Origin of the sequence: Paracoccus cavernae (genome assembly GCF_042430175.1) — a bacterium.
In the GTDB taxonomy this organism is placed as follows: Bacteria; Pseudomonadota; Alphaproteobacteria; order Rhodobacterales; family Rhodobacteraceae; genus Paracoccus; species Paracoccus cavernae.
In genome coordinates this window covers 320,758-333,379 of record NZ_JBHMDZ010000049.1, presented here as the reverse complement: position 1 = coordinate 333,379, position 12,622 = coordinate 320,758, and the positions used below count along the sequence as shown (strand labels likewise).

Below are 12,622 nucleotides of genomic sequence, written 5' to 3'. Positions count from 1 at the left end.
CCATCCAAATCGCGAGCGGAATGGCCAAGAAAGGCCCTATTCCGGCGCAAGGAGCCGTCTTCCCAGCAGATTCCCCTTGAAAACCCAGCCGCCAGGTCGCATGTAGCTCGCGCCTGCTCGAATTGCGGGCAGCCAAATCAGGAGACACCATGGCCAAGGAAGAACTGCTCGAATTCCCCGGCGTCGTGAAGGAACTCCTGCCGAATGCGACGTTCAAGGTCGAGCTGGAAAACGGCCATGAGATCATCGCACATATGGCAGGCAAGATGCGCAAAAACCGCATCCGCGTTCTCGCCGGCGACCGTGTTCAAGTCGAGATGAACACCTATGACCTGACCAAGGGTCGGATCAATTATCGCTTCAAATAACAATCGACCGCTTTACGCGGTCGATTTTCAAATTCGGAAAGGGTTGATGTGTCACGTCCCCTGCTGACGCTTGGCTCGGCCAGTCCCCGACGGCTCGAGCTTCTTGCGCAAATCGGCATCCGTCCGGATCATGTCCTGCCTGCCGATATCGACGAAACCCCGCATCCCGCCGAGCCACCGCGCGACTATGTCCGCCGCATGGCCCGCGAGAAAGCGGCCGCTTTGCAAGGACGCGCCGAAGGCGTCGTGCTTTGCGCCGATACCGTGGTGGCGGTCGGCCGCAAGATCCTCGGCAAGCCCGAGGATGAGCGCGAGGCGGCAGCCTTCCTGCGCCTCATGTCGGGACGACGCCACAAGGTCATGACGGCCGTGGCGCTTGCGCTGCCCGACCGCATTGCCGAAAGGCTGGTCGAAACCACCGTCCGTTTCCGCCCCCTCACCGCGCAGGATATCGCGGGCTATGTCGCCTCTGGCGAATGGCGGGGAAAGGCGGGCGGCTATGCGATCCAGGGCCGCGCCTCGGCCTTCGTCCCCTGGCTTCAGGGTTCCTTTACCTCGGTCGTGGGCCTTCCCCTCGCCGAAACCGCGGCGCTCCTCGCCAGCGCCGGCATTCACGGAGATCACCAATGAAGGGCCGTCAGGTCATTATCGGCCGCGTTCTGGGCCAGGAAGCCGCCGCGCTGCTCGTCGACGGACGGCTCGAGGATCTCTTTATCGATTCCAGCGACCTGACCCCGCTTCCACCGGGCGCGATCTGCCGCGCCAAGGTCGAGCGTCTGGTCAAGGGCCAGGGCGGCGTCTTCCTGCGCCTGCCCGAAGGCGCACGCGGCTATCTGCGCGACCGCAACGGCCTGAGCGAAGGCCAGTCGCTGATCGTTCAGGTCACCGGCGTTGCCGAGGACGGCAAGGCGGTTCCCTGCTCGGGGCGCATCCTGCTGCGCGGCCGCAATGTCATCGTCACGCCCGGCGCGGGCGGCGTGAACGTCTCGCGCCAGATCAAGGATGCGGACGAACGCGCGGCCCTGACCGAAATCTGCGAGGCCGCAATTGCCGAACTCGCGGATCCGCCCGGCATCATCATCCGCAGCGCCGCCGTTTTGGCCGAGGATGACGAGATCCGCGAAGAGCTCGAGGGGCTGGTCGGTCTTTCCGTCGCTTTGGCCGAGGATCTCGAGGGCTCGCCCGAACTTTTGCTCGATGCACCCTCCCCTGCCGAGGCCGCCTGGCGCGACTGGGCCCAGCCCGAGCCCGACGCGATCGAGGAAGGCGATGATTCCTTTGCCCAATCGGGGGCCGAGGATGCCGTCGCCGCGCTTTTGTCGACCCGCGTCGATCTGGACGGGGGCGCATGGGCCTCGATCGAATCCTTGCGCGCGCTGAGCGCGATCGACGTCAACACCGGCAGCGACACCTCGCCCGCCGCGGGTCTCAAGGCCAATATCGCTTTGGCCCGCGACCTGCCGCGCCAGCTGCGTCTGCGCGGAATCGGCGGCCAGATCGTGATCGATTTCGCGCCGATCGCAAAACGCGACCGCGGCACGCTCGAGCAGGTTCTGCGCGCCGCTTTCAAGGCGGAAACGGCAGAAACCGTGCTGATCGGCTGGACCGCGATGGGGCTCTTCGAGCTGAACCGCAAGCGCGACCGGATTTTGCTGTCGCGACTCGCCGGAGGGGCATGATGGCGGCGAAATGTCCGATTTGCGGCAAGCCCTCCACAGCTGAATATGCGCCGTTTTGTTCGAAACGTTGCGCCGATATCGACCTCGCACATTGGTTGCGGGGCGATTACCGCATCCCTGCGGAACCTGCTTCAGAGAATATTCCCGAAGAGTGAATTTTTCTTCATTTCAGGTCTGGACAGTCCCGTCACAGCCACTTAATAACCCCCTCAGCAAGCAGATGATGCTTCGCCCGGATAGCTCAGTTGGTAGAGCAGCGGATTGAAAATCCGCGTGTCGGCGGTTCGAATCCGTCTCCGGGCACCACTTCTTCCCTTTGAAATTGTTGCGCTTTTACCGGATCCGCTTTAGGCCGGTTTGTCTCGCTTTGACCGCATGTCTGCGCCTGTCTTGCGGGTTTTCGGACATCGAAAGCCGCCGCCGACCGACTGCCGGAGGGGCCGCGCAGGGGATCCGGCACACACCTCATGAATGGACGCAGCAGGCCCCGACAGGGCTGCCGGAGCCGCGCTGATCGCCTTCGGCAGGTGCTACTTCCAGCCGTCCAGATGCTCGGTCCATTGCAGCGGCACCAGCCGGTACTCTTCATCCGTGATCTTGCGGATATAGCCGTTGCCGGGGAACGGGCCGTGGAAGCAGCTCACCCGCATCCGGTCGGCCGTCGCCATGTCCAGCATGCGCATCCGTGTCGACAAAGCGACCTGTTGGTCCATATCGGCAGAGGGCGTCCAGAGCGGGAAGCGCAGCACGATATCGGTGAAATTGGTCACATCACCCCAGACCAGAAGCTGCGCCTCGCCCGAGGTCACCATGAAGGATGTATGCCCGGGGGTATGGCCGGGCGTCCAGATCGAGCGGATGCCGGGCACGATCTCCTGATCATCGCCGAAACGCTCGACATCCTTTTCGATCGGCAGGAAGATCCGGCGCGCCTGATTGAAATAGATCTGCTGGCGTTCGGGCGCGCGCGACTGGTTCGAATCATCCATCCAATGCGCCCACTCCAGCTCGGGTACATGGATTCGCGCATTGGGGAATTGATAGGTCCCGTCCATCAGCCGGATCCCGCAGACATGATCGACATGGAAGTGCGAGATGATGATCGTGTCGATGGCGGCTGGATCGATGCCCGCCGCGCGCATGTTCTTGGCGGTATAGCCCGCGACATCGGGCAGCAAGTCGCCGTTGCCCGTATCGATCAGCACGAGATTCTTGCCGGTGTTGATCACCAGCGGCGTCATCGGGGTCGGAACGATTGTGGGCGGCAGAAAGACATCGTCTAGGGCCTTGATCACTGCCTCGACCGGCTGGTTGGTGACGAAGGTCTCGGTCTTGAGCGGGTAGTAGCCGTCGTAAAGCGCCGTGACCTCGAATTCGCCGATCTTGAAGCGATAGCTCGAGCCGGTCGGTGCGCCCACCGGCGGCGCGGCGGCGCGGGCAGGCGCCGAAGTGATCAAGGGGGAGGCAGCCCCCGCAGCGAGCGTGCCTAGGGCGGTCCGGCGACTGATCGGGCTTTTCATGCGATGCGCTCCAATGTGACGCCCGCCCCCTAGCGAGGCTGAAACGAGGCGTAAAACGACTGCGCCGCCCGAGGGCCTGCCCCGCGGGCGGCATAAGCACATACTTATTGTACAAAAACAGCCTGTCCAGAGAAAACGAGCCCGTGTCGTGCCGTTTGCTGGGGCCTGCCCCGTAACGTCGAGGCAGATTATTGCCCTGCCGATGACGCGGCCACTCCGGCCGGAACGGCGCGGGGGCGCATCGCCCTTTTGCGGCGGGAAACACGAATGAAATCAGGTAGCTGAAATGAAAAACGCCCGGAGCTTGTTACCAAGCTCCGGGCGCGTTTCTGAATGGTGCGGTCGAAAAGACTCGAACTTTCACTCCGGTTAAGGAACAGCGACCTCAACGCTGCGCGTCTACCAATTCCGCCACGACCGCATCGTGTCAGTGAGGGTGATGTAGCCGCTACCGCCGGCATTGAAAAGAGGCATTCGACAGGTTTTCGACAGAAAATTCATCTTCTTTTCATTCTGCTGCCGCAACATCGGTCGGAACGTAGTTCAGGATGGGGGCAAGCCAGCGTTCGGCCTCTGAAAGGCTCATGTTTTTACGCGCGGCATAGTCCGCAACCTGGTCATGTTCGACTTTTGCGACCCCGAAATAGTAAGAATCGGGGTGGCCGATATAAAGACCCGAAACCGAAGCCCCCGGCCACATCGCCATGGATTCGGTCAGCTCGACCCCCGTCGCCTCGGTTGCGCCCAAAAGCGCGAAGAGGGTCTCTTTCTCGGTATGGTCGGGCTGGGCCGGATAGCCCGGCGCGGGGCGGATGCCTTCATAGGGTTCGGCGACCAGTTCGGCCGGTGCGAAGCTTTCCTGCGGCGCATAGCCCCAATAGTCGCGGCGCACGCGCTGGTGCAGCATTTCCGCCAAAGCTTCGGCAAAGCGGTCCGCCAGAGCCTGCACGAGAATCGCCGAAAAATCGTCGCCCTCCGCCTTGTAGCGATCCGCGATCGCCTGCTCCTCGGGGCCGGTCGTCACGACGAAGCCGCCGACATAATCGCGCAGGCCCTCGGGTGCGACAAAATCGGCAAGGGCCACATTCGGGCGGTTGTCGCGCTTGGTGACCTGCTGGCGCAGGGTGTGAAGAACGGCGAGCGGCGATTCGCGTGCCTCGTCCTGCCAGAGCTGGATATCGTCGCCCTTGCGGTTCGCAGGCCAGAAGCCCACCACCGCGCGCGGCTGGAACCAGCGCTCGTCGATGATGCGTTTGAGCATGGCCTGCGCATCGGCGAAAAGCTGGCGCGCGGCCTCGCCCTGATGCGCATCCTCGAGGATGCGCGGATAGACGCCCTTCATTTCCCAAGTCTGGAAGAAGGGGGTCCAGTCGATATAGCGCGCGATTTCGGCAAGATCGAAGTCGTCGATCACGCGCGGACCGAAGAAAGTCGGCACTGCGGCCTCCCAGCCCGTCCAATCAACCTTGAAGGCATTGTCGCGCGCCGATGCCAGCGGCAGGCGCTTTTTCTCGGCCTCGCCACGGGTGTAGCGCTCGGCCACATCGACATATTCGGCGCGTACATCGGCGGCGAAATCATCCTTGCGGTCCGACAGCAGGTTCGAGACCACGCCGACCGCGCGGCTTGCATCGGTGACATAGACCGTCTGGCCCTTGTGGTAGCGCGGGTTGATCTTGACGGCGGTATGGACGCGGCTGGTGGTCGCGCCGCCGATCAGCAGGGGCACGTTGATCCCTTCGCGCTCCAGCTCGGAGGCGACATGGCACATTTCGTCGAGCGACGGCGTAATCAGGCCCGAAAGGCCGATGATATCGACCTTCTCGCGCTTGGCGACCTCGATGATCTTGGTCGCGGGCACCATCACGCCCAGATCGATGATCTCGTAATTGTTGCACGACAAGACGACGCCGACGATGTTCTTGCCGATGTCGTGGACATCGCCCTTGACCGTCGCCATCAGGATCTTGCCGGCGGAAGAGGCCCCGCCCTCCTTCTCTTCTTCCATATAGGGCAGAAGATGGGCGACCGCCTGTTTCATCACGCGGGCCGATTTCACGACCTGCGGCAGGAACATCTTGCCCGAGCCGAAGAGATCGCCGACCACGTTCATCCCGGCCATCAGCGGACCTTCGATGACATGGAGCGGGCGCTCGGCCGCAAGCCGCGCCTCTTCGGTATCCTCGTCGATATAATCGGTGATGCCGTTCACCAGCGCGTATTCCATGCGCTTTTCGACCGGCAGTTCGCGCCAGCTCAGATCCTTTTCACGCGCTTTCGCACCGGCCTCGCCGCGATAGCGTTCGGCGAGATCCAGCAGGCGCTCGGTCGCATCGTCGCGACGGTTGAGCACGACATCCTCGCAAGCCTCGCGCAATTCGGCGTCTATCTGGTCATAGACCGCAAGCTGGCCCGCATTGACGATCCCCATATCCATGCCGACCTGAATGGCGTGATAGAGGAAGACCGCATGCATCGCCTCGCGCACCGGTTCGTTGCCGCGGAAGCTGAACGAGAGGTTCGAGACACCGCCCGAGATATGGACATGCGGCAGGGTCTGGATGATGCGTCTGGTCGCGCCGATGAAGTCGAGACCGTAGTTGTTGTGCTCCTCGATGCCGGTGGCGACGGCAAAGACGTTGGGGTCGAAGATGATGTCTTCGGGCGGGAAGCCCACTTCGCGGGTCAAAAGCTCGTAGGCGCGGGTCGAGATCTCGACCTTGCGGTTCTCGGTATCGGCCTGCCCCGTTTCGTCAAAGGCCATGACGACGACGGCCGCGCCGTAGCGGCGGCAAAGCCGTGCATGATCGAGGAAAAGCTCCTCGCCTTCCTTGAGCGAGATCGAGTTGACGATCGGCTTGCCTTGCACGCATTTCAGACCGGCCTCGATCACCTCCCATTTGGAGCTGTCGATCATCACCGGCACCCGCGCGATATCGGGCTCGGAGGCGACGAGGTTGAGGTATTCGATCATGACCTGCGCCGAATCGATCAGGCCCTCGTCCATGTTGATGTCGATGATCTGCGCGCCGTTTTCGACCTGATCGCGCGCAACCGTCAGCGCGCTGGCGTAATCGCCTGCGGTGATCAGCTTGCGGAACTTGGCCGAGCCGGTGACGTTCGTGCGCTCGCCGACGTTCACAAAGGGGATCTCGGGAGTTTTGACGAAAGGCTCGAGACCCGAGAGGCGCAGAAGCGGCTCGATTTCGGGAACGGCGCGCGGCGGGTACTTCGCGACGGCCTCGGCAATGGCGCGGATATGGTCGGGGGTCGAGCCGCAGCAGCCGCCGACGATATTGACCAGCCCCTCGCGGGCGAATTCCTCGATCTGGGCGGCCATTTGCGCGGGGTTTTCGTCATATTGGCCCATCTCGTTGGGCAGACCCGCATTGGGATAGGCGCAGATCAGCGTATCGGCCACGGCCGACAGCTCGGCGAGGTGGGGGCGCATCGCATTGGCGCCAAGCGCACAGTTCAACCCGATCGACAAAGGCGTCGCATGGCGCATCGAATACCAGAAAGCGGTGGGCGTCTGGCCGGTCAGGGTGCGACCCGACAGGTCGGTGATCGTGCCCGAGATCATCACGGGCAGGCGGATGCCCTTTTCCTCGAAGACCTCTTCGCAGGCGAAAATCGCGGCTTTGGCGTTGAGCGTGTCGAAAATCGTCTCGATCAGGATGAGATCGGCGCCGCCGTCCATCAGACCGCGCAGCTGCTCGGAATAGGCGATGCGCAGATCGTCGAAAGTGATCGCACGGTAGCCCGGATTGTTCACATCGGGCGAGATCGAGGCGGTGCGGTTGGTCGGCCCGAGCGCGCCGGCGACGAAGCGCTCGCGCCCGTCCTCGGCCGTGGCGCGGTCAAGCGCGCGGCGCACGATCTGCGCGCCCTTGAGGTTGAGATCATAGACCGCCGCCTGCAGCCCGTAATCGGCCTGCGCGATCGAGGTCGAGGAAAAAGTATTCGTCTCGACGATATCGGCACCCGCCTTGGCATAGCGGTAATGGATATCCTCGACCGCATCGGGCTGGGTCAGGTTCAACAGGTCGTTGTTGCCCTTTTGCGGATGATCCGAGTGATGCGCGCAGGCGCAACCCGAGCCGTGACCCGTGAATTCCTCTTCGCCCATGTTCAGAAGCTGGATCTGCGTTCCCATCGCCCCGTCGAGGATCAGGATCCGCTCGGCCGCGGCTTTGCGCAGGCTTTCGAAGACAGGGGAAACTTTGGGTTGGCTTTTCGCAGTCATGATATCCGTCCGGGCTTATGCAAAGGGCCTTATAGCGCTGTCGTGTCATTTAGGGAAATTCATCATCCGCACAATGATCATGAGAAATGCTCATATTAAAGCCTTGCACGCCGCGCATGGCTGCCGCCCCTTCCCCGCACCCCGGTTTGCCGCGCTTTGCCGCGTCGCGCTCTTGCGGCCCCGCGGCCCGAGGCGGTATGAGGCTTCATGGTTGAATGGATTACAGAACCCGGCTTGCTCGATTACGACTCGGCCGTGGCCCGCATGGAAGCGCGCGTCGCCGCAATCTCGGCCGGCACCGCCGAAGAGCTGATCTGGCTGGTCGAACACCCGCCGCTTTACACCGCCGGAACCAGCGCGCAGGCGCCGGATCTGACCGATCCCGACCGCTTCCCCGTCCATGTCACCGGACGGGGCGGACAATATACCTATCACGGCCCCGGCCAGCGCGTGGCCTATGTGATGCTCGATCTCAACAAGCGCGGACGCGACGTGCGCGCTTTTGTCACGGCCCTCGAAAACTGGGTCATCGGCGCGCTTGCCGAATTCGGCCTGAAGGGCGAGATCCGCGACGGGCGCGTCGGCGTCTGGATCGCGCGGCCCGACAAGGCACCGCTGGCGGACGGCACGATGCGCGAGGACAAAATCGCGGCCATCGGCGTCAAGCTGCGCAAATGGGTCAGCTTCCACGGCCTCGCCGTCAACGTCGAGCCCGACCTGAGCCATTACTCCGGAATTGTACCCTGCGGCATAACTGCACATGGCGTTACCAGCCTTGTGGATCTAGGCCTGCCGGTTACGATGGGAGACCTCGATTCCGCGCTCAAGGCGCGGTTTTCGGACAGTTTCCCGGACCCTTAAGTCCAACCCAATCAGCAGGACGAAACATTACCGCCTGAGGCAGGGCACCCGCCCCCATTCAGGATGATTTGATGTATGAAAGCTTGCTAAAACGAATGATCAAATGCAGCATCCCGAAAATCACCTGACAGGGTTCAACGGGATCTCTGTGCCAAAAAGGATAACGCGATGAAGATCAGCCTCTTTGCCACTCTCGCCGCAACTCTGCTGGCTGTTCCTGCCTTTGCGCAGGACGCCGGCGATGCAGCCAAGGGCGAATCCGAATTCAAACGTTGCAAGGCTTGCCACATGGTTCAGGCGCCCGACGGAACCGATGTCGTCAAAGGCGGCAAGACCGGCCCGAACCTTTACGGCGTCGTCGGCCGCACCGCCGGCACCGCCGAGGGTTACAAGTTCTCGGACGCGCTGGTGAAGCTCGGCGAAGCCGGTGAAGTCTGGACCCAGGAAGATCTGGCGGCCTATATCACCGACCCGAACAAATATGTCGAAGAAAAAGTCGGCGACGCGTCGCTCAAGACCAAGATGACGTTCAAGATGAACAAGAATCAGGCCGACGTCGTGGCCTTCCTCGCAGCGAATTCGCCCGACGCGGCTGCGGCGGCTCCGGCCGAGGCAGCTCCGGCAGAAGCTCCCGCCGAAGCTCCGGCAGCCCAGTAAGCTGTCCGCGCCGATCGGAGGCCCCAAAGGCCCCGATCGCAATTCGTGAAGCAATTTGCGCCCCCGGCCCCTTGAAAAACGGGTCGGGGGCACGTCAATCACACCTCCGGTCCATTGCCGGTCCGGTTTTTGTGGTCTAGAACCACACGCAGAGTCCGCCGACCTTTCCGATGGTCGGCCAGCCGCAAGTACTAGGGAGATCACACATGGCAGACGCCGCCGTCCATGGCCCGGATGACCATCATGATACCCGTGGGTTCTTTACCCGCTGGTTCATGTCAACAAACCACAAGGATATCGGGATCCTCTATCTGTTCACGGCGGGTATCGTCGGTCTGATCTCGGTCTGCTTCACTGTTTATATGCGCATGGAACTGCAGCACCCCGGTGTGCAGTACATGTGTACCGAAGGCGCCCGCTTCATCGCGGATGCAACCCAGGAATGTACGCCGAACGGCCATCTTTGGAACGTGATGATCACCTATCACGGCGTCCTGATGATGTTCTTCGTCGTTATCCCCGCATTGTTCGGCGGTTTCGGCAACTACTTCATGCCGCTGCAGATCGGTGCGCCGGACATGGCGTTCCCGCGTCTGAACAACCTCAGCTACTGGTTCTATGTCTGTGGTGTGGCGCTTGGTATCGCCTCGCTGCTGGCACCGGGCGGTGGCGGCTATGGTTCGGGCGTTGGCTGGGTTCTTTACCCGCCGCTGTCGACCATTGAAGACGGCTATTCGATGGATCTGGCGATCTTCGCCGTCCACGTTTCGGGCGCTTCGTCGATCGTTGGCTCGATCAACATCATCACCACCTTCCTCAACATGCGCGCACCGGGCATGACGCTTTTCAAAGTGCCGCTGTTCGCCTGGTCGGTGTTCATTACCGCATGGCTCATCCTTCTGTCGCTGCCGGTTCTGGCAGGCGCGATCACGATGCTGCTCATGGACCGCAACTTCGGGACGAACTTCTTCAACCCGGCCGGTGGCGGTGACCCGGTTCTGTATCAGCACATCCTGTGGTTCTTCGGCCACCCGGAAGTGTACATGATCATTCTGCCCGGCTTCGGCATCATCAGCCACGTCATCTCGACCTTCGCCAAGAAACCGATCTTCGGTTATCTGCCGATGGTTCTGGCAATGGCTGCGATCGGTATCCTCGGTTTCGTCGTCTGGGCGCACCACATGTATACCGTCGGCCTGTCGCTGACCCAGCAGTCCTACTTCATGCTGGCCACCATGACGATCGCCGTGCCCACGGGCATCAAGGTCTTCTCGTGGATCGCAACGATGTGGGGCGGCTCGATCGAGTTCAAAACCCCGATGCTCTGGGCTTTCGGCTTCCTGTTCCTGTTCACCGTTGGTGGTGTGACCGGTGTGGTTCTGTCGCAGGCTCCGCTGGACCGCGTCTATCACGACACCTATTACGTCGTGGCGCACTTCCACTACGTGATGTCGCTGGGTGCCGTCTTCGCCATCTTCGCCGGTATCTATTACTGGATCGGCAAGATGTCGGGCCGTCAGTATCCGGAATGGGCTGGTAAGCTGCACTTCTGGGCGATGTTCATCGGTGCGAACCTGACCTTCTTCCCGCAGCACTTCCTTGGCCGTCAGGGCATGCCGCGTCGCTATATCGACTATCCCGTCGAATTCGCGACCTGGAACAACATCTCCTCGATCGGTGCCTATATCTCGTTCGCATCCTTCCTGTTCTTCATCGTGGTGATTTTCTACACGCTGTTCGCAGGCAAGCGCGTCACCGAGAACAACTACTGGAACGAGCACGCCGACACGCTGGAGTGGACCCTGCCCTCCCCGCCGCCGGAGCACACCTTCGAGCAGCTGCCGAAGCGTGAAGATTGGGACCGTGCCGTAGCGCACTAAGCCCCGAGCACATTCCTTGCGGCCCCGGAGCAATCCGGGGCCGTTTTCTTTTGTCGGTTCCCGCTGCGGTGCACCCCGGCTCTGGCGGATCGCCGTCAGGGGCGTAAACTGCACAGGGCCGATGCCGGCCCATCCCCCCTACCGCCCGCCGGAAAGACTGCCGAAAAGACCGCCGTCCCGAGACGAAGATGCCCTATCACTGGTCCAAATTCCCCGATCCCGAGGCGCGTCCTGCACAAAGGCCCGCGCAAAATCATGGCGACGAGCTTGTGGCGGAGCTGCATCTCTGGCCGCACCGCTCGCTTCCCGCCAAGGGTTTTGTCTGGGTAATCGCAACAAGCGCGATCGGGTTGATGATCCCGCTACTGGCGATGGTCGGATCGGGGGTGATGTGGGGGCTTTTGCCTTTTGCCCTCGTCGTGATCTGGGCGCTCTGGATCGCGATCGAGCGCAATTCCCGCAATGCGCGCATCACCCGCGAGACCCTGCGTCTGAGCTCCGATGTGCTGACGGTGCTGCGGCAGGAACCGGGTCAGCAGGACCGTTTGTGGCGGACCAATCCCTATTGGGTGCGCAGCCAGCTGCGCGAGGACGGGCCCGTCGAGCATTACCTCACCCTGACCGACGGCCAGCGCGAAATCGAAATCGGCCGCTTCCTGTCGCCGCAAGAGCGCGAGGCCCTGCGCGCGGATATCGACCGCGCCCTCGCCCGCAGCCGCTAAAGCGTGACGCCGGACGCGCCCGCCTTCCGCGCATAAAAAAAGAGCGGCCAAGCCGCTCTTTCCCGTGATCTCGGCAACCGGGCTTTCGCCTCAGCCCATCAGCCGGTCCTTGATGATCGGGCCGACGGCGCCGAAATCCATCTGTCCGGCATAACGTGTGCGCAACTCTGCCATGACGCGGCCCATGTCGCGAATCGAGGATGCGCCCAGATCCGCAACAACGCCGTCAATTGCGGATTTGACTTCGGCCTGGTCGAGCTGGCGCGGAAGGTATTGCTGGATCAGCTTGATCTCGGCTTCTTCCTTGGCCGCAAGCTCCAGACGCCCGCCCTCTTCATAGGCGCGCACCGATTCCTGCCGCTGCTTGACCATTTTCGACATGATCGCGACCAAATCGGCATCGGTCAGGCCGGGATGTTCGCTATTCTCGCCACGGGCCGCGATTTCCCGATCCTTGATCGCAGCAGAGATCAGACGCAGGGTCGAGACCCGCGGTGCATCCTTGCTTTTCATGGCCTCGGTCGTATCCGCCTGAATGCGTTCGCGAAGTTCCATCTTATCCTCTTGTTGCTGAACAGCCCCGTTGTGTGCCCCCGGCGGACGCCGAGGTCAACCCACCCGCAAAACATGCGAAAACTCGCATAGTTCCGGCCTTGACGCTTTGGCCATGTAATCTTAGTTGTCGGTCG

Annotated in this window: 11 protein-coding genes and 2 tRNA genes; 9 read left to right on the top strand and 4 right to left on the bottom strand. The window is 62.0% G+C overall.

The genetic code is table 11. The features are described from left to right. Positions 1-149: 149 nt before the first annotated feature. The 5 genes from infA (at position 150) to ACFFUC_RS19410 (ending at position 2,353) form a co-directional block, all read left to right on the top strand. On the top strand, positions 150-368 hold the full coding sequence (infA, locus tag ACFFUC_RS19430) for a translation initiation factor IF-1 (RefSeq protein ID WP_020949877.1): 219 nt from the start codon (positions 150-152) through the stop codon (positions 366-368). 48 nt (positions 369-416) lie between these two features. Beyond that, positions 417-998 (top strand): Maf family protein, encoded by a 582-nt coding sequence (locus tag ACFFUC_RS19425; protein ID WP_377688578.1) that lies wholly within the window; start codon positions 417-419, stop codon positions 996-998. After that, positions 995-2,047, top strand: coding sequence for a ribonuclease E/G (locus ACFFUC_RS19420; RefSeq protein ID WP_377688577.1), 1,053 nt, complete (start codon positions 995-997; stop codon positions 2,045-2,047). Before ACFFUC_RS19425 ends, ACFFUC_RS19420 begins: the two co-directional genes overlap by 4 nt. Next, positions 2,044-2,202, top strand: coding sequence for a DNA gyrase inhibitor YacG (locus ACFFUC_RS19415; protein WP_377688576.1), 159 nt, complete (start codon positions 2,044-2,046; stop codon positions 2,200-2,202). The genes ACFFUC_RS19420 and ACFFUC_RS19415 overlap by 4 nt, the downstream gene beginning before the upstream one ends. A 75-nt stretch (positions 2,203-2,277) precedes the next feature. Then, positions 2,278-2,353 (top strand) — tRNA-Phe (locus ACFFUC_RS19410). A 224-nt stretch (positions 2,354-2,577) separates the two neighbouring features. Here the strand turns inward: ACFFUC_RS19410 and ACFFUC_RS19405 are convergent. From ACFFUC_RS19405 to metH, 3 genes are all read right to left on the bottom strand, one after another. Beyond that, positions 2,578-3,567 carry an MBL fold metallo-hydrolase gene (locus ACFFUC_RS19405; protein ID WP_377688575.1) on the bottom strand — a complete coding sequence of 330 codons (990 nt, stop codon included), beginning with the start codon at positions 3,565-3,567 and terminating at the stop codon, positions 2,578-2,580. 334 nt (positions 3,568-3,901) lie between these two features. Then, positions 3,902-3,988, bottom strand: a tRNA-Leu gene (locus ACFFUC_RS19400). Between the two features lie 87 nt (positions 3,989-4,075). Further along, positions 4,076-7,813, bottom strand: a complete 3,738-nt coding sequence (gene metH, locus ACFFUC_RS19395) for a methionine synthase (RefSeq protein ID WP_377688574.1) — start codon at positions 7,811-7,813, stop codon at positions 4,076-4,078. A 207-nt stretch (positions 7,814-8,020) separates the two neighbouring features. On the opposite strand from metH, the gene lipB reads away from it, so the two are divergent. The 4 genes from lipB (at position 8,021) to ACFFUC_RS19375 (ending at position 11,933) form a co-directional block, all read left to right on the top strand. After that, positions 8,021-8,674 carry a lipoyl(octanoyl) transferase LipB gene (gene lipB, locus ACFFUC_RS19390; protein ID WP_377688573.1) on the top strand — a complete coding sequence of 218 codons (654 nt, stop codon included), beginning with the start codon at positions 8,021-8,023 and terminating at the stop codon, positions 8,672-8,674. A gap of 168 nt (positions 8,675-8,842) precedes the next feature. Further along, on the top strand, positions 8,843-9,331 hold the full coding sequence (locus ACFFUC_RS19385) for a c-type cytochrome (protein WP_377688572.1): 489 nt from the start codon (positions 8,843-8,845) through the stop codon (positions 9,329-9,331). A gap of 206 nt (positions 9,332-9,537) precedes the next feature. Next, complete coding sequence (gene ctaD / locus ACFFUC_RS19380) at positions 9,538-11,211, top strand: cytochrome c oxidase subunit I (RefSeq protein ID WP_377688571.1); 1,674 nt, start codon at positions 9,538-9,540, stop codon at positions 11,209-11,211. Between the two features lie 188 nt (positions 11,212-11,399). Continuing rightward, on the top strand, positions 11,400-11,933 hold the full coding sequence (locus tag ACFFUC_RS19375) for a DUF2244 domain-containing protein (RefSeq protein ID WP_377688570.1): 534 nt from the start codon (positions 11,400-11,402) through the stop codon (positions 11,931-11,933). Between the two features lie 90 nt (positions 11,934-12,023). Here the strand turns inward: ACFFUC_RS19375 and ACFFUC_RS19370 are convergent, their stop codons facing one another. After that, positions 12,024-12,488, bottom strand: coding sequence for a GatB/YqeY domain-containing protein (locus ACFFUC_RS19370; RefSeq protein ID WP_377688569.1), 465 nt, complete (start codon positions 12,486-12,488; stop codon positions 12,024-12,026). Positions 12,489-12,622 lie beyond the last annotated feature (134 nt).